The 15248-nt window shown below is 44.0% G+C and carries 17 protein-coding genes and 1 riboswitch; of the genes, 10 read left to right on the top strand and 7 right to left on the bottom strand.

Going from position 1 to position 15248, the window contains the following annotated elements; all coding sequences use genetic code 11:
• Window positions 1-7: 7 nt before the first annotated feature.
• On the bottom strand, window positions 8-280 hold the full coding sequence (rpoZ, locus tag L3V33_RS17250) for a DNA-directed RNA polymerase subunit omega (RefSeq protein WP_004735648.1): 273 nt from the start codon (window positions 278-280) through the stop codon (window positions 8-10).
• A gap of 116 nt (window positions 281-396) precedes the next feature.
• On the bottom strand, window positions 397-1020 hold the full coding sequence (gene gmk, locus L3V33_RS17245) for a guanylate kinase (RefSeq protein WP_017109197.1): 624 nt from the start codon (window positions 1018-1020) through the stop codon (window positions 397-399).
• Window positions 1021-1368: 348 nt separating this feature from the next.
• Window positions 1369-1468, top strand: a riboswitch (purine riboswitch).
• Between the two features lie 58 nt (window positions 1469-1526).
• Between gmk and L3V33_RS17240 the strand changes: the two genes are divergently transcribed.
• Entirely contained in the window at window positions 1527-2897 is a 1371-nt protein-coding gene (locus L3V33_RS17240; RefSeq protein WP_065207346.1) for an NCS2 family permease, read from the top strand.
• A 224-nt stretch (window positions 2898-3121) separates the two neighbouring features.
• Here L3V33_RS17240 and L3V33_RS17235 read toward each other — a convergent pair whose 3' ends face one another.
• Window positions 3122-3691 carry a porin family protein gene (locus L3V33_RS17235; protein WP_171328759.1) on the bottom strand — a complete coding sequence of 190 codons (570 nt, stop codon included), beginning with the start codon at window positions 3689-3691 and terminating at the stop codon, window positions 3122-3124.
• Between the two features lie 309 nt (window positions 3692-4000).
• Here L3V33_RS17235 and L3V33_RS17230 point away from each other — a divergent pair, with 309 nt between their 5' ends.
• From L3V33_RS17230 to L3V33_RS17210, 5 genes are all read left to right on the top strand, one after another.
• A complete protein-coding gene (locus L3V33_RS17230; RefSeq protein WP_171328762.1) occupies window positions 4001-4825 on the top strand; it encodes a winged helix-turn-helix domain-containing protein in 825 nt (274 codons plus the stop codon).
• Window positions 4816-5310 (top strand): hypothetical protein, encoded by a 495-nt coding sequence (locus L3V33_RS17225; protein WP_054547976.1) that lies wholly within the window; start codon window positions 4816-4818, stop codon window positions 5308-5310. Before L3V33_RS17230 ends, L3V33_RS17225 begins: the two co-directional genes overlap by 10 nt.
• 393 nt (window positions 5311-5703) lie before the next feature.
• Window positions 5704-6129, top strand: coding sequence for a phosphate-starvation-inducible PsiE family protein (locus L3V33_RS17220; protein ID WP_017079068.1), 426 nt, complete (start codon window positions 5704-5706; stop codon window positions 6127-6129).
• Window positions 6130-6341: 212 nt separating this feature from the next.
• Window positions 6342-6974, top strand: a complete 633-nt coding sequence (locus tag L3V33_RS17215) for an alternative oxidase (RefSeq protein WP_114634193.1) — start codon at window positions 6342-6344, stop codon at window positions 6972-6974.
• 470 nt (window positions 6975-7444) lie between these two features.
• A complete protein-coding gene (locus L3V33_RS17210; RefSeq protein WP_004735656.1) occupies window positions 7445-7657 on the top strand; it encodes a cold-shock protein in 213 nt (70 codons plus the stop codon).
• Window positions 7658-7970: 313 nt separating this feature from the next.
• Here L3V33_RS17210 and L3V33_RS17205 read toward each other — a convergent pair whose 3' ends face one another.
• On the bottom strand, window positions 7971-8837 hold the full coding sequence (locus L3V33_RS17205) for a YicC/YloC family endoribonuclease (protein ID WP_114634198.1): 867 nt from the start codon (window positions 8835-8837) through the stop codon (window positions 7971-7973).
• 283 nt (window positions 8838-9120) lie between these two features.
• Here L3V33_RS17205 and rph point away from each other — a divergent pair, with 283 nt between their 5' ends.
• The gene (rph, locus tag L3V33_RS17200) at window positions 9121-9837 is read left to right on the top strand and encodes a ribonuclease PH (protein ID WP_004735726.1); all 717 of its coding nucleotides are present in this window, start codon (window positions 9121-9123) and stop codon (window positions 9835-9837) included.
• A 215-nt stretch (window positions 9838-10052) separates the two neighbouring features.
• Entirely contained in the window at window positions 10053-10694 is a 642-nt protein-coding gene (pyrE, locus tag L3V33_RS17195) for an orotate phosphoribosyltransferase (RefSeq protein ID WP_237290901.1), read from the top strand.
• Window positions 10695-10821: 127 nt separating this feature from the next.
• Here pyrE and lpxL read toward each other — a convergent pair whose 3' ends face one another.
• The 3 genes from lpxL to coaBC form a co-directional block, all read right to left on the bottom strand.
• Complete coding sequence (gene lpxL / locus L3V33_RS17190; protein WP_146454097.1) at window positions 10822-11802, bottom strand: LpxL/LpxP family Kdo(2)-lipid IV(A) lauroyl/palmitoleoyl acyltransferase; 981 nt, start codon at window positions 11800-11802, stop codon at window positions 10822-10824.
• 39 nt (window positions 11803-11841) lie between these two features.
• Window positions 11842-12432, bottom strand: coding sequence for a nucleoid occlusion factor SlmA (gene slmA / locus L3V33_RS17185; RefSeq protein WP_016768952.1), 591 nt, complete (start codon window positions 12430-12432; stop codon window positions 11842-11844).
• A gap of 139 nt (window positions 12433-12571) precedes the next feature.
• Window positions 12572-13813, bottom strand: a complete 1242-nt coding sequence (gene coaBC, locus L3V33_RS17180; protein ID WP_237290900.1) for a bifunctional phosphopantothenoylcysteine decarboxylase/phosphopantothenate--cysteine ligase CoaBC — start codon at window positions 13811-13813, stop codon at window positions 12572-12574.
• A 225-nt stretch (window positions 13814-14038) separates the two neighbouring features.
• On the opposite strand from coaBC, the gene radC reads away from it, so the two are divergent.
• On the top strand, window positions 14039-14713 hold the full coding sequence (gene radC, locus L3V33_RS17175; RefSeq protein WP_029224970.1) for a DNA repair protein RadC: 675 nt from the start codon (window positions 14039-14041) through the stop codon (window positions 14711-14713).
• A 292-nt stretch (window positions 14714-15005) separates the two neighbouring features.
• Complete coding sequence (rpmB, locus tag L3V33_RS17170) at window positions 15006-15242, top strand: 50S ribosomal protein L28 (RefSeq protein WP_004728407.1); 237 nt, start codon at window positions 15006-15008, stop codon at window positions 15240-15242.
• The last annotated feature ends 6 nt before the right edge of the window (window positions 15243-15248 follow it).

The following is a 15248-nucleotide window of genomic DNA, read 5'->3' as shown; positions in this document are numbered from 1 at the left end:
GATTCTATCAGCGAGTGTGAGCGATGCTGCTTACTGCTGCAAGTTCAGCCGCTTCTTGCTCTTGTTGCTCTTGACGCTCACGAGCATCTAGTACGTCTTTAGTGATAAGACCTTCTTCGATTTCGCGAAGAGCGATAACCGTCGGCTTATCGTTTTCTTCAGGCACTAGTGAATCTTTGCCGCCAGTTTGCATTTGACGTGCGCGGCGAGCCGAAATAAGAACTAGGTCGAAACGGTTGCCAACTTTTTCAACAGCGTCTTGAACAGTTACGCGTGCCATGAGGACTCCAAATAGTAATTAACTAATAAATTTTATATGACGAGAAAGTATACAAGTTTAACTAGAGACTTTCTAGTTCACCGTATACTTATCTCAATGGAAAATCCAGTTCTAGATTATTCCGCTAGTAGTGCTGTAAGCATGCCGCTGTATTTAGCTGCTTGCTTATCTTCTTTTAAGCGTTCCGCACGAATGATTGCTCTGAAGTCCATTAAGGCTGCATCAAAGTCATCATTCACGATCACATAATCGTATTCTGCATAGTGAGAAATCTCAGATTTTGCTTCGCTCATGCGTTTCGCAATAACTTCGTCGCTATCTTGACCGCGAACATTCAAACGACGCTCTAGCTCACCATTTGATGGTGGAAGAATGAAGACACTCTTCGCTTGAGGCATTTGTTCACGGATCTGACGAGCACCTTGCCAGTCGATATCTAGGAATACATCGATACCGCGGTTTAGGTTTTCTTCAATCCAAACACGTGACGTGCCGTAGTAGTTGCCGAATACTTCAGCATACTCTAGGAACTCACTCTTCTTGATGAGATCTTCAAAGTGATGTTTCTCTACAAAGTGGTAGTGAACACCATTTTCTTCACCAGGGCGCATACCGCGAGTGGTGTGTGAAACAGATACCTTCATTGCGTAGGTTGGATTGGTTTCCAGCATTGCTGAGATCAAGCTCGATTTACCTGCGCCACTAGGTGCAGATACGATGTAAAGAGTACCTATGCCCATCTGTATATTTCCACTGTTGGTTGGATTGAGTGAAGGCGATAAACCGACACTATAAAAGATAGCACTGACCCTAATTTTTGTTCCGGTGGTGCATCTACTAATTGTTTCGGTGGTTACATCGATAAAGAGGTAACGAGTGAAACTAATCGAGACAACTGGTGAAAATTAGGTCAGAAAAATGGAGGCGAAGAGTAGCATATTTAGATGATTGAGAACAACTGGCTTGATCGTTATTTATTCTCAAAAGACCCTCAGTCTGATCTTCGTTTAGATGTAATGACTCGTCATCTTCACTTTTTTATGTGATCTGGACAAAATTTGTTGAAGTTTTAATCTCAATCCTTACAATCCGCGCAAACGATTAAATGCTGTATATATCTAGTGATATGGACTAGATGTTTCTACTACCGAGCCTACCTTGGTGACTACAGTTTTTAGTGTAGAGATCCCTCTATTCTCACAGCATTTGAATCTCAAATTTCTTAATTTATTACATAGGTTTTGTTGTGAATACCGACTCCACCCTGAAAGCCCAGAAAACGTCTGGCTCGCTTGACACCATGTTCAAACTCTCAGAGAGAAAGACCACGATCAGCACTGAGCTATACGCAGGTTTTATTACCTTCCTAGCGATGAGTTATATCTTGGCGGTTAACCCAGCAATTTTGGGTGGTATCCCGGGGATGGACAAAGGGGCTGTATTTACGGCTACCGCTCTTTCTGCTGCTATCGCAACGCTTATCATGGGCATTTGGGGTAACTACCCAGTGATGCTGGCGCCAGGTATGAGCATGAACGGCTTCTTCAAAGGCTTACTGTTAAGTGGTTCAGTCGCTGTACTTTGGAATGAAGCGTTATTCGGCATCTTCCTATCGGGTATCCTTTATCTCGCTTTCTCGTTGACCAATATCCGTAAGTCGATGATTGAATCGATTCCTGAAGATTTGAAGCTAGCGATTACCGTATCTCTCGGCTTGTTCATTGCTTTCTTAGGCCTTAAGAATGCTGGCATCATCGTGTCTAACCCGTTTGTACTGGTTGGCTTAGGTGACATCTCAGACCCACAAGTGGTTATCGCTTATGTGAGTATCTTCATCGCTCTGGGCTGTATGGTTCGTGACATTAAGCTGGCAACGTTTATCTCGTTTGTTTCAGCGATTGCATTGACGATTTTGGCTGATGTGTTCTTAGGTACATCAAACGCACCAATCCCAGATCAATTCGTTTCTATGCCGCCAAGTATGGCGGGTAGCTTCGGTGCGATCTTTGATTTCTCAGCTTTCACCCCTGAGAAAATGTTCGACCTATTGTTCATCGTCCTTATCTTCCTGATTGTCGATTTCTTCGATGGCTTAAGCACGATTGTTGGTGTTGGTCGTGATGCGGGTATCATCGACAAAGATGGCAAGGTACCAAATGCGAAATCGGCTTTAGTTGCTGATGCAGGCGGAACAGTGATTGGTTCTATTTTAGGTACCACATCGATCACCGCGTTCTCTGAATCGGGTATTGCTTCTTCTCAAGGGGCGAAAACGGGCTTGGCAGCAGTCATGGTGGCTGGCTTATTCCTAGTGTCTCTATTTCTATACCCAATCTTCTCTATCTTCTCAGCGGCTATGGTTGCACCGGCGATGGTCGTGGTGGGTATCTACATGGTTGGCCGTCTTGGTCAGATTAACTGGGAAAAGAAAGAGTCACGCATTGCGGCTTTCTTCACCATCATGTTTACAGTGCTAAGCTTCTCACCAGCAAACGGCATGGCGATGGGCTTCATCAGCTACGCATTTACTATGGTTGTGGCAGGTAAGCGCAAAGAAGTACACCCACTTATCTACGGCCTGTGTGTGGTGTTCTTAACTTACCTGATTCTTCTATAAGGTTAATTCGCCACTACCAATTAGCCACTAAAAAGTCGCTAAGTAAAAGACAAACAGATGGCTCTGCAGTGAATGTGGGGCCATTTTTGTATCTGTTGTATCTTAAATTTATGCTCGTTCTTGCTGAACGTTGAGTTCAACTTACCGCCATTCTGCTGATGTTCATCTAAAAAGGGCGACGGTGGTCGCCTCTTTACGTTTACTAGCCAACGAAGTGTTCGTTATTAGAATTTGTACGTTGCGCCAGCGTAGAAGCTACCAAGTTGGACGGTCACATCATTGTATAACCAGTGGCCAGTATCAACGCTGAAGGTATCAACTTCGTAAGCCACACGGAAGTTTAGGTTCTCAAGGCTTGCTGGTGTGTATTCTACACCTGCGCCCAGACGCAATGCTGTTTCATCTTTGCTACCATAGTCATCAACATCAAATGAAAGCTGCGTTAGACCTATGGTACCAAATGGACGCCAACCGCTATCAAAGGTGTAGCCAAGGTTTGCAGCAATAGATATGCCTGCTGTCTCGATAGCATAACCTGACAAGCCTGATGCTGTTATATTACTGTATTTGGTGAATTGTGTTTCAACGCCAACAATGCGGTTAAATTGATAGCCACCAATCAACTTAAGCGTTGAGTATTTTGTTTCTAGTGTAGAAAACGCGGCATCGTCATCGTAAGTTGTGGTACCAAAACCACCACCTAGGTAAAAGCCAGATACGTCTTTCTCAACTGCTTGCTCTTGGGCACTGGCAAAGGCAGAAAATGCTGCCAGAAGGATCACTGCTTTTTTCATTAGATTCATCTCATCGGGGATAAAAAGTGGTGTGCATTATGTGTTCAATGGCAATATAAAACTAAAGATGGAATTCATATAAACTTCATGAGTTGTCGGTTTATTGATGATTTTCCTTTTATATGTTTTTATCTTTATTGCATAATTCATTGATATAGTTGATGTTGTATTTTTTCTGTAGGAACTTTTGCTTTAGGTAGATGGATTGTACTCAATGCTTACGCAGTTGACTTGGTAATGGTAGGATCCAGTTCTTCACGCGTGTGTTTTTTTGGTTACGTGAGCCCTAATTTCGGTAATAGTGAGTGTATGCATAGAGTCTGTTTTTCCAATTTGATTCTCGATCCAACGACTCTAACTTTATCGAATGTCGATGGGGAATGTATTCAATTACGCCCGCTTCCATATGCAGTGTTGAGCTTGTTACTTGAAAACCAGGGTGTTCACGTTACTCGTGAACAACTATTTGAAACGTGTTGGGGGGGCGCATTAGTCACTGACCAAGCGATCACTAATGTCATTTCAGGTTTAAGGAAAAACTTCGAGCAGTTGGGCGCGCGTGATGTCACCTTGAAAACAGTCAGCAAAATTGGCTACGTTCTGAACATTCACCGTGGCAAAGAGCCGATTAAGAAAATAGGAAACCGAGCAATTCGGGTTGGCCAAGAGCAAGAAATCGTCTTAGAAGAGGTGAGTCTTAAGCTTGCCCCTACCTTGAAAATGAACATGTATTCTTGGCATGGGTTTGTGACGGTATTGCTGCTAGCCTGTTTGGTGTTCGTTTTTTTTACTAAGCCTTTTATCCGAAAGCCACAGTTTCTCCAGCCTAGTGAGTATCAACATTTTCAGATTGGCGTGACCGATTTTTATCTTTATGACAGTGCTTATTTAATAAGTGACGGTCGACTGCTCGCATATGAGTTAGCGACTCAATCGTTTCCAACCTGTCATGCGGATATGTATCTGCGAATCGCAGAGTCTGCTTATGACGACGACGTTTATATGATTAAAACTTTTGCTTTTGCGAAACACGGCAGTAAGAACGCAAGCTACGTGAATCATTCGGTGAGTATTGATGATTTATCAGAGACGGTGGTGAAAGCAATTAGGAGGGCTCGATCAATATGCGGATAAAATCGGTCGTCGTTTTCAATATTGCGCTTGCTACCTGTGTCATCGGTGTGGCGTTGTATCAGTGGAAGTTTGAGCAACAACAGTTAGCGGGTAGTCGTTGGGCATGTGTTCAGCTTGATGAGGGGTTTGTTTCGCAAGGGTATCGTCACTATCAAGAGATCGCTGATCGCTCTATTTTAGAGTTTACCTCAAATGACAGTTTGCTGATTTTTCAGAAAGGTTATGTTCAGACACTTGTCGGAGAAACCAAGCCCTACGAAGTCTATTATGAAGCAAACTACATTGCTGAGAATGGTCTCCTATCGGTTGCCTATCAACATATCGACTGGAATCTAAAGCCAACTGGCAATGAGATCTTTGTTCGTGATATGGACGCTCTGGTAAGAGCTAAAATTGAACTGATGTATAAAGTGAAAGGTGACCAGTTGTTTTTGTTCAGTAAAGGGCATGCAGAAGAGAGGAATCATATCTGCTATTCCAAATGACGATTTTGAATCATAGTCACTCCGATATCAGCGTGTACTATTATGACACTTTCAAACCTAGGTACTTAATTTAATTGAGTTTATTTTTATTGGTTTTGGTTTGTATAAAGAAGTGCATCCACTTATCTACGGCCTGTGTGTGGTGTTCTTAACTTACCTGATTCTGCTTTAAGGCTAATTAGCCACTAAAAAGCCGCTAAGTAAAAGACAAATAGATGGCTCTGCAGTGAATGTGGGGCCATTTTTGTATCTGTTGTTTCTTACCTTTGCTTCTTCCTGGTGGTTACCGATGAATTGATGGCGTTATCCCCAAGTCGATGCTTTGACAGTACGCGACTTATATTGATGCATGCTATTGTAGAGACTGGATTAATTATTTTTTGAAGAGTGACTATGCCTTCTAACTTGCCTAAATCTTTTAGTAAGCCGTTTTTAAAAGTATTCCACATTATGGAAGCGGTATTGCTGGTGGCGATCACACTGGCGACCTTGTTTGCGATGGTCGAAGAGTTCATGCATGTCTTCGCTGAACGCCGAGTGCAATTGACCGACATTCTGCTGATGTTTATCTATTTAGAAGTGTTGGCGATGGTTCAGCAGTTTGTGATGAACGGTAAGATCCCAGTGCGATACCCCATCTACATCGCGATGATGGCAATTGCTCGTTATATCACTTTAGGCATGAAAGAACTCGATGCGGTATTGATCGTTTGGTTATCTTTAGCGGCATTTATCTTGGCCGCAGCAACACTCTTGATTCGTGTTGGGCATCATTATTGGCCATATGTCGATCTAAGAACCAAGCAGCCGGATGAGTAAATCAATCAGGTTATAAGCTAATAAGAGCCCAGCCATGTTGCTGGGTTTTTTATTGCTCTTGGTGTGTCTAAAAGACATAAAGATGTCTCTTTTGTTGCTGAAATTGTGCTGTCAATAAGACTCTAATTGTTGTTTTTACCTTGATGTACAAGGCTTTGTGTCTTGGCATGAATGTTGATTAGTAAGTATTAGACTCATATAAGGAACACGCTATGCATTTTGAAAGCACTCATTATAAACCTGAAATCTTCTCCGAAAAGGTTGCACTTCTTGTTACTCGACTTCTCAAAAAGACACTTAACTTGTTTTATGGAAAACACTTAGCCAAACGAGCCATGTTGTTGGAAACCATAGCGGCGGTGCCGGGCATGGTGGCGGGAGTGTTCAATCACCTCAAAGCTCTGCGCCGCATGAAAGACGATGGTGGTTGGATCAAAGAGCTACTGGACGAAGCGGATAATGAACGGATGCATTTGATGATTTTCCTTACCGTTACCAACCCGTCCATTATAGAGCGCATTTTAGTGATGCTATTACAGTTCATCTTTCTACTCATCTATGGATTGATTTACTTAGTCTCATCTAAAACGGCACATAGGATTGTTGGGTATTTTGAAGAGGAAGCTTGTAATAGTTACTCCGAATATATCTCGAAAATTCAAGATGGCACGTTGCCCAATCATCCCGCGCCTGAAATTGCGATTAAATATTATCGCTTACCCGAGAATGCTACGTTTTTGGATGTGCTCTTCTGCATAAGGGAAGATGAAGCTAAACATAGAGATAAGAATCACGACATTGCCGATCTCTATAAAACCCAAGACTTACCCGATCATCAGTGCTAATCATCAAAAAGACATAATGATGACAAATAAAGCTCAACAACCAGAAAATAAGGTCGTCTTAATTACTGGTTCAAACCTGGGATGGGGTTGAGCTTTTCTATGCATCCTAGAAATACGGACTTACCTGAGGGGGAGTGCTTAGAGAGTCGTACTATGAGTAAATTTCTTAAGATCAAAGCGTTATAAATGAGCTTAATGGCGTAGTAGGGCTGTAATTTAAGCCAACCGAACAAAAAAACATCAATTATTTTCAAATAAAGCTTTACAACCCGACCCAGATCACCAAGAATGGCCTCGCTCTGTTTTCAGAGTTATTAAATGAAACATCAGTTGTAAAGTAAAACCCTTAGTATTGCTTCATTGTTATTCTCAGTGTTTCCCTTGGCTTCATAGATACATTAAATAATTCAAGCTTTCAGCGCATCGCACTTTTGGCGATTAATTTTTTATTTTTATATAAGGGACACATCATGTCTAACAAAACAAACGGCGTAGTAAAATGGTTTAACGAAGAGAAAGGTTTCGGTTTCCTAACTCAAGACAACGGCGGCGCTGACGTATTCGTTCACTTCCGTGCTATCGCATCTGAAGGTTTCAAGACTCTTAAAGAAGGCCAACAAGTGTCTTTCGAAGTAGAGCAAGGCCAAAAAGGTCTTCAAGCTGCAAACGTTGTAGCTCTATAAGATTTTAAGTCGGCGCAGGTTGCATTAGCAACTTGCGTCACTTTCTCCCTTAAATCTTTCCCCTCTAGTTCCACCTGTAATACCCCCCTCAAAATATTCTAAAATCCTTTGCTACATCCGCTTCTCTGTTCTATCTATAGCTGTATCTATCTCTTGCTCCAAACAAATCTCCTGCGTAACAACCTGCTCACTTACTCATCCTGATTGGCATTATTGTATCCATAAAAAAAGCCCCTAAAACTAGGAGCTTATCTTGATCTAATCAACACTGATTCAGCTAATGGCTTATTCACAGCGTGTTACTGACAAACTGTTATTCAATATTCTGGATCTGCTCACGCATCTGTTCGATAAGAACCTTAAGCTCTACGCCTGATGCTGTGATGTCTGTGCTGATAGACTTAGACGCTAGCGTGTTTGACTCACGGTTGAACTCTTGCATCATGAAGTCAAGCTTACGGCCACAAGCACCACCCTTCTTCAATACGACATTTGCTTCTTTCACGTGAGAGTCTAAACGGTCTAGCTCTTCTGCTACGTCTGACTTCTGCGCAAGTAGGATAAGTTCTTGCTCAACACGAGAACCTTCAAGTTCAATTTTAGCATCTTCAAATTTGGTAAGAAGGCGCTCACGTTGCCATTCTAGGATCTCAGGCATGCGTGTGCGAACTTTAACCACTTCTTCAGTGATCGCATCTAAGCGCTGTACGATTAGCGCCTTCATGTTCTCGCCTTCACGAGCACGAGCATCAATGAACTCTGCGATGGCATCGTTGAATGCTTCCAGTAGATCTTTGTTGATGGCATCCATGTCTTGCTCTGGCGTTTCCATCACGCCAGGCCAGTTCATAACTTGGAATGGGTTCAGACGGCTGTCTTCACCTGTCATGGTCATTACTTGGTTAGCGGCGTTGATTACTTGCTGAGCCAAACCTTCGTTAATGCTTAGCTCGCCTTTCGCTGCTGGGTTTGCTTCAAAACGTAGGTTACATTCAACCTTGCCGCGAGCTAGACGCTTACGGAAACGCTCACGCAAGATCGGCTCTAAACCACGGAACTGTTCAGGCATACGGAAGTAAGTTTCAAGGTAGCGTTGGTTTACACTACGGATTTCCCATACTGCTGTACCCCAATCGCCTTTTACTTCTTTGCGTGCATACGCGGTCATACTATAAATCATCGAATTTTCCTGTCTTTTATCATTCTGAAAATAACGCGCACGCATAGTATCACGATACGGGGTGCACCCGAAGCTTGTCTCTTTTCCGCGATAAATAGCCTTTCACGGTAAGTACCTTTGAGTCGTAAGTCTCCTTAAGTCGCAAGTCGCTTTGAATGGTAAATAGATTTGAAAGATAAACTGCTATATAATCTTGCCCCAATCAAAACTGTCTCACCCCTTTCTTAGGTGATGCACTCTTTCGATAGTAAATCACTTCAGACTGTTAATAAGGTAGATACCAATGCGTCCAAATGACCGCGCTGTAGATCAAATTCGTCCAATTAAAATTACTCGTAACTACACAGCTTATGCTGAAGGTTCTGTATTAGTTGAGTTCGGCAACACTAAAGTTCTATGTAATGCGACGGTAGAAGAAAACGTGCCGCGTTGGTTAAAAGGCCAAGGAAAGGGTTGGGTAACCGCTGAATACGGTATGCTTCCACGAGCAACACACACTCGTAACCGTCGTGAAGCGGCGAGCGGTAAGCAAGGTGGTCGTACGATGGAAATCCAACGTCTGATCGCGCGTAGCCTACGTGCTGTTGTTGACCTGAAAGTAATGGGTGAAATCATGATCACTGTCGATTGTGATGTTATCCAAGCAGACGGCGGTACTCGTACTGCTTCTATCTCAGGTGCAAGCGTTGCAATGGCTGATGCTATCAACAGCCTACTAGCAAGCGGCAAACTGAAAAAGAACCCAATGAAAGGCCACGTAGCGGCAGTTTCAGTGGGCATCGTTGGTGCACAAGCACTGTGTGACCTTGAGTACGTTGAAGACTCAGCAGCTGATACCGACATGAACGTTGTAATGACGGAAGACGGTAAGATGATTGAGATTCAAGGCACCGCAGAAGGCGAACCGTTCAGCCACGAAGAGCTGATGCAGCTTTTAGCCCTGGCGAATAAGGGTATTACCGATATCGTCGAAGCGCAGAAAGCTGCGTTGGCCGACTAGTTTTTAGATAGCTCCCACATCGGGGGCTATTTTTTTATCTTCGTCGTATTCGCGCCCTCCGCGTTGTTAACTGCGCTTGCTCACCCGAATCACTTACTACTCGTAAGCTCACGAGGTTCGCAAGCTTGTTGCCTAGCGGAAAGCACGACTACTTAGAAGATACTAAGAAGAGTTTAAGTTAATTAAGTTTTATTGAATAAACGTAGAGGAAAAACATGAAAGCATATCAACGTGAATTTATTGAATTTGCACTAGAGAAAGAAGTACTTAAGTTTGGTGAGTTTACTTTAAAGTCTGGCCGTAAGAGCCCTTACTTCTTCAATGCTGGATTGTTTAATACAGGTCGTGACCTAGCACGCTTAGGTCGCTTCTACGCAGCAGCATTGGCAGATTCAGGTATTGAGTTCGACGTACTATTTGGCCCTGCGTACAAAGGTATCCCAATTGCAACGACAACAGCGGTTGCACTTGCTGATCACCACGATGTGGACACGCTTTACTGTTTCAACCGTAAAGAAGCGAAGAACCACGGTGAAGGTGGCAACCTAGTGGGTAGCGAACTTGAAGGTCGTATCATGCTAGTGGATGACGTGATCACTGCAGGTACAGCGATTCGTGAGTCGATGGAAATCATCCAAGCAAACGGCGCTGACTTAGCGGGCGTGCTTGTTGCGATTGACCGTCAAGAGAAAGGCAAAGGCGAATTGTCTGCGATTCAAGAAGTAGAGCGTGACTTCGGTTGTGCGATTATCTCAATCGTTAGCCTGACTGATTTGGTGACCTTCCTTGAAGAGAAAGGCACCGACGCAGCACATCTTGAATCTGTAAAAGCGTACCGCGCTCAATACGGTATCTAATTCGTAAGCTGAAGAAGTTGAACCTGATGGTTTAGCGCTCTAGGTTAAGAATCGAAAAAGCAAAAAGGCCCGAGAGATAACTCTTTCGGGCCTTTTACTTTTCTATTGAGATGAGCTGCTTTCTTATCTATTTATAACGAATGCCGCGTTCCATTTCTGGGTCTTCCATGGTTTTGAAGCGCTTGTGTAGCCACATCCATTGTTCTGGTGCTCGTAAGATAATTTTCTCAAGATAGCGGTTTAGATAAGCGGCTGCGGCTTTTTCATCTTTGCGTGGATAGTCATCTTCTATTGACTCATCCGCCATGATTTCATACTTACCATCGGCATTTCTAAACCCTGAACCCGGAACAAGAGCGCATCGGCTAGTGTAAGCCAGAATACTGGTGCCTGTTGTGGTACATGCATCTTCTACTGCGAAGAAAGGCACAAACACAGACTTGTTACGGCCGTAGTCATGATCCGGCAGATAGAAAAGGATCTCACCCTGACGCAGGATTCGAATCATACGCTTAACGTCTTTACGATGGATAAGGCGGTTGCCGTTCTGAGTACGACCACGGTATTGAATGAATTCGTAAGCTGGGTTGTTGTGCGGGCGATAAACACCTAAACCAGAAATACCAAGAACGGCCATTGCTCGCGCAGTGATCTCTAGGTTCAATGCATGCACACAGCACAACAAAACACCTTTACCGTTGGCTTTGTGAGTTCGTAGTGTTTGGGTGTCTTTATCTACTAGGATTCTTTTGAAGCGCCACGTCGGCCAAAACCAAGTAATGCCGGTTTCGATCAGCGCCATACCAGTATTCTTAAAATTCTCACTGACCATGGCAGCGACTTCGTCTGCTGGCTTATCTGGGAAGGCGAGTTCCAAGTTACGTGTTGCGACCGCTACGCGCTTTTTACCATAGCGAGCCCCAAGAGAACCCAATGAACGACCTAGCAGTAATAATATACGGTAAGGGAGAACATTAACGATAAGCGCCAATAGCCCAAAACCGAACCACACTCCCCAATATTTAGGGTGGAGCAGTGCCAGAGTAAAAGGTGGCTTAGTAATAACGTGTTGTGCAGTGCTGTTTGTCGGAGAAGTTTTCGTCGTCATAACCATCACTTAAGATTTGATTGCTACTTAATTTGATTGCTACTTAATCTGAGCGCTTAACAGAGCCCAGTAAGCATCAAAATTTTCGGTTGGTTGATATTTGAAGTCAGAACGTACAAATCGATTCAGACTGCCTTCAACCTGACCGAGCAGTTGAGCCGCTAAGATCTTCTCATCAACAGGGAACGATTTCCCTTCACGAAGCTTCCTTTCACGTAAGATCTGGCGAAGTTGAGTCTCAATACGCTCAAAAAGCTGATTGATGCGTTCACGCAGGCGCTCATTCTCAAACATTAGGGCATGGCCCGACAAAATACGAGTCAAACCAGGGTTGCGCTCAGAAAAGACTAAGATAAGTTGCATCACGAGGCGGATACGCTCAAGAGTGTCTTTTTCTTCATCGAGAATACGGTTGATTCGAGACATCAACGCTTCTTCAATGAACTCTATTAGGCCTTCAAACATGCGAGCTTTGCTTGGGAAGTGGCGGTAGAGCGCAGCTTCAGATACGCCGACTTGCTTGGCCAACTTTACCGTTGTGATACGAGAAGCACCTTCGGTCGATTCCAACATTTGTGCGAGAGCTTGTAGGATTTCTTCACGACGGTTTGATTTTCGAGTACCAGCCATCTATTTACTTCCTTTCCTAAAGATGAGGATTGAGTGAAGCAGGATTATAAACACCATTCAATTCTGTTTCCTAGTTTTGTGAGCCCTAGGTCAACAGAATCGAGAGGTGTCAGCAGATTGTCAGAGCAAATTTGTGCGTTTATGCACCAATAAGCTGTTGGATCTGATCGAGGATCTGGAAACCAAGTGTGTCTTTACTATCCAGTGGCAGAGATTTATCACCGTCTTTCCAATAAAGGTGCAATTCATTACTGCTGCTATTGAAGCCTTGGCCTTCGACAGAGACATCGTTAGCACAAATCATATCGAGGTTCTTTCTTTCCAGTTTGCCGCGCGCGTACTTCTCAACGTCTTGAGTTTCTGCAGCGAAGCCGACAGTAAATGGACGGCCTTCTGTCATTGAGGCAACAGAAGCGACAATGTCTGGGTTCTTAACCATTTGAATGGTCATGTCGTCTTTACCATCGACCTTTTTAAGCTTTTGGTCTGCAATGGACTGTGGACGATAGTCGGCTACTGCAGCGCAGCTAATGAATATATCGTGTTGAGCTGCATTGGTACTCACAGCATCAAACATCTGCTGAGCGCTGTCGACATCAATGCGATTAACCTTGTTTGGCGTCGCAAGTGAAACAGGGCCACTGATTAGAGTCACTGTTGCACCTTGTTTAGCGGCCGCTTCAGCCAGTGCATAGCCCATCTTGCCCGAACTGTGGTTAGTAATGTAACGCACAGGATCGATAGCTTCACGAGTTGGACCTGCAGTAATTAACACCGAACGGCCAGCAAGCGGCTTAGGTTGGAAGAAGTCTTCGCAACGGTGCACGAGCTGCATTGGCTCTAACATACGTCCCATACCCACATCGCCACAAGCTTGTTCGCCTGCAGCAGGGCCCCAGATTTCACAGCCACGACGTTTTAGCGTCGCGATGTTCTCTTGAGTTGCCGGGTGGCTGTACATCTGTTGGTTCATTGCTGGAGATACCGCAACTGGCGCATCGGTTGCTAAAAGCAGAGTGGTTAACAGGTCGTTACCCATGCCCGCTGTCATGCGAGCAATAAGATCTGCGGTAGCTGGCGCTAATAAGACTAGGTCAGCCCATTTTGCTAGCTCGATGTGCCCCATCGAAGCCTCAGCCGCAGGATCAAGCAAACTATCAGACACTGGCCTTCCAGAGACCGCTTGCATGGTGAGAGGAGTGATGAACTCCTTGGCCGCGTTTGTCATCACGACTTGTACCTGCGCTCCACGTTCAATTAAGCGGCGAGTCAGTTCGGCACATTTATAAGCTGCGATACCGCCACTAATACCGAGTAGGATTTTTTTCCCTGCTAGGCCTTGTTGGTCAGCGCTGCTCAGTTGATTAACCAATGTTTGCATGATTCTGTTCCTTAATTTCTCTGGGACTTACGATATCAGAACAAAGGATTAGTGCCTAGAAGCAGAATTGGAACAGATTTGACTCTCATCAAGTTGGCGCTATCAAACTTATCAATTACATGGTTTTTCTAGCGACTCGTTCCCTTTTCTCTTTATTAAAGGATCACTCGCGATAAGCTTATTAATCTGATGGGTCGTGTTTATGACCAACTGATTAGCTTTTATATGCCTATAAGTAAAATGCCTGCTGAATCGATGCCGAGAGAAAAACTACTGAGTCGAGGGCCTGATTCCCTGAGTGATGCAGAGCTGCTCGCGATATTTCTTCGAACCGGAACACAAGGAATGAACGTTTTAGAGCTATCTGACAAGTTGATCAAAGATTTTGGTTCGCTGCGTAGTCTTTTTTCAGCAACCGAGGCCGAGTTCTGTGCTCATAAAGGGATGGGGCAGGCGAAATATGTCCAGTTGCAGGCCGTTTTAGAGATGACGCAACGTTATTTGGCCGAAACTTTATCTCGAGGTGATGCACTCACTAGCCCAAGCCATACCAAGTTGTATCTTTCGAGTATATTGCGTGATCGCCAGCGAGAAGCCTTCTATATATTGTTCCTAGATAATCAAAACAGGGTAATAAAGGATGAAGTGATGTTTGAAGGAACCATCGATGCTGCATCGGTTTATCCTAGAGAAGTCGTCAAAAGGGCGCTTTACCATAATGCTGCCGCGTTAATCTTGGCGCACAATCATCCTTCGGGTGTTGCAGAGCCTAGCCAAGCAGATAGGCGAATTACCCGCAGATTAACCGATGCATTGGCGCTGGTTGACATCCGAATCCTCGACCATTTTGTTGTCGGAGATGGTGAAGTAATCTCTTTTGCAGAGCGTGGATGGATTTGAATCACATTTTAGGTTGTTAGTTGCGTTAAATCTGCTATTATTCCGCCCACATTTTAGAACCTTAAATCAGCTCTGATTACTCAAATAGCTGTACTGTTCAAAAAAAGATCACGAAATCCTTAAAAAGGATCTGTTCGGGTCTTGAGCAATGCATGTCAAGTTAGTATAATACGCGACCTTTGATAGCCTTGAATGGATTTTCCATTATGGTTTTTACCTCTATTTTCAGAATTGATAGAGAGGTTCGGCCACCAAGGTTGATATCGAGCTGAAACGATTTGGAGAGACATTCATGTCCCGAGTATGTCAAGTAACTGGTAAGCGTCCAGTAACGGGTAATAACCGTTCACACGCACGCAATGCTACCAAGCGTCGTTTTCTGCCGAACCTACAAACTCACCGTTTCTGGGTAGAGAGCGAAAAACGTTTTGTTAAACTACGTCTAACTGCTAAAGGCATGCGTATTATTGATAAGAAAGGCATTGATGCTGTTCTTGTTGATATCCGTGCACGTGGCGAAAACGTTTAAGAGGAA

It is taken from the genome of Vibrio sp. A2-1, assembly GCF_021728355.1.
Lineage (GTDB): Bacteria > Pseudomonadota > Gammaproteobacteria > Enterobacterales > Vibrionaceae > Vibrio > Vibrio splendidus_K.
The sequence above is the reverse complement of the archived record's forward strand: the minus strand, read 5'-3'. Positions and strand labels throughout refer to the sequence as shown.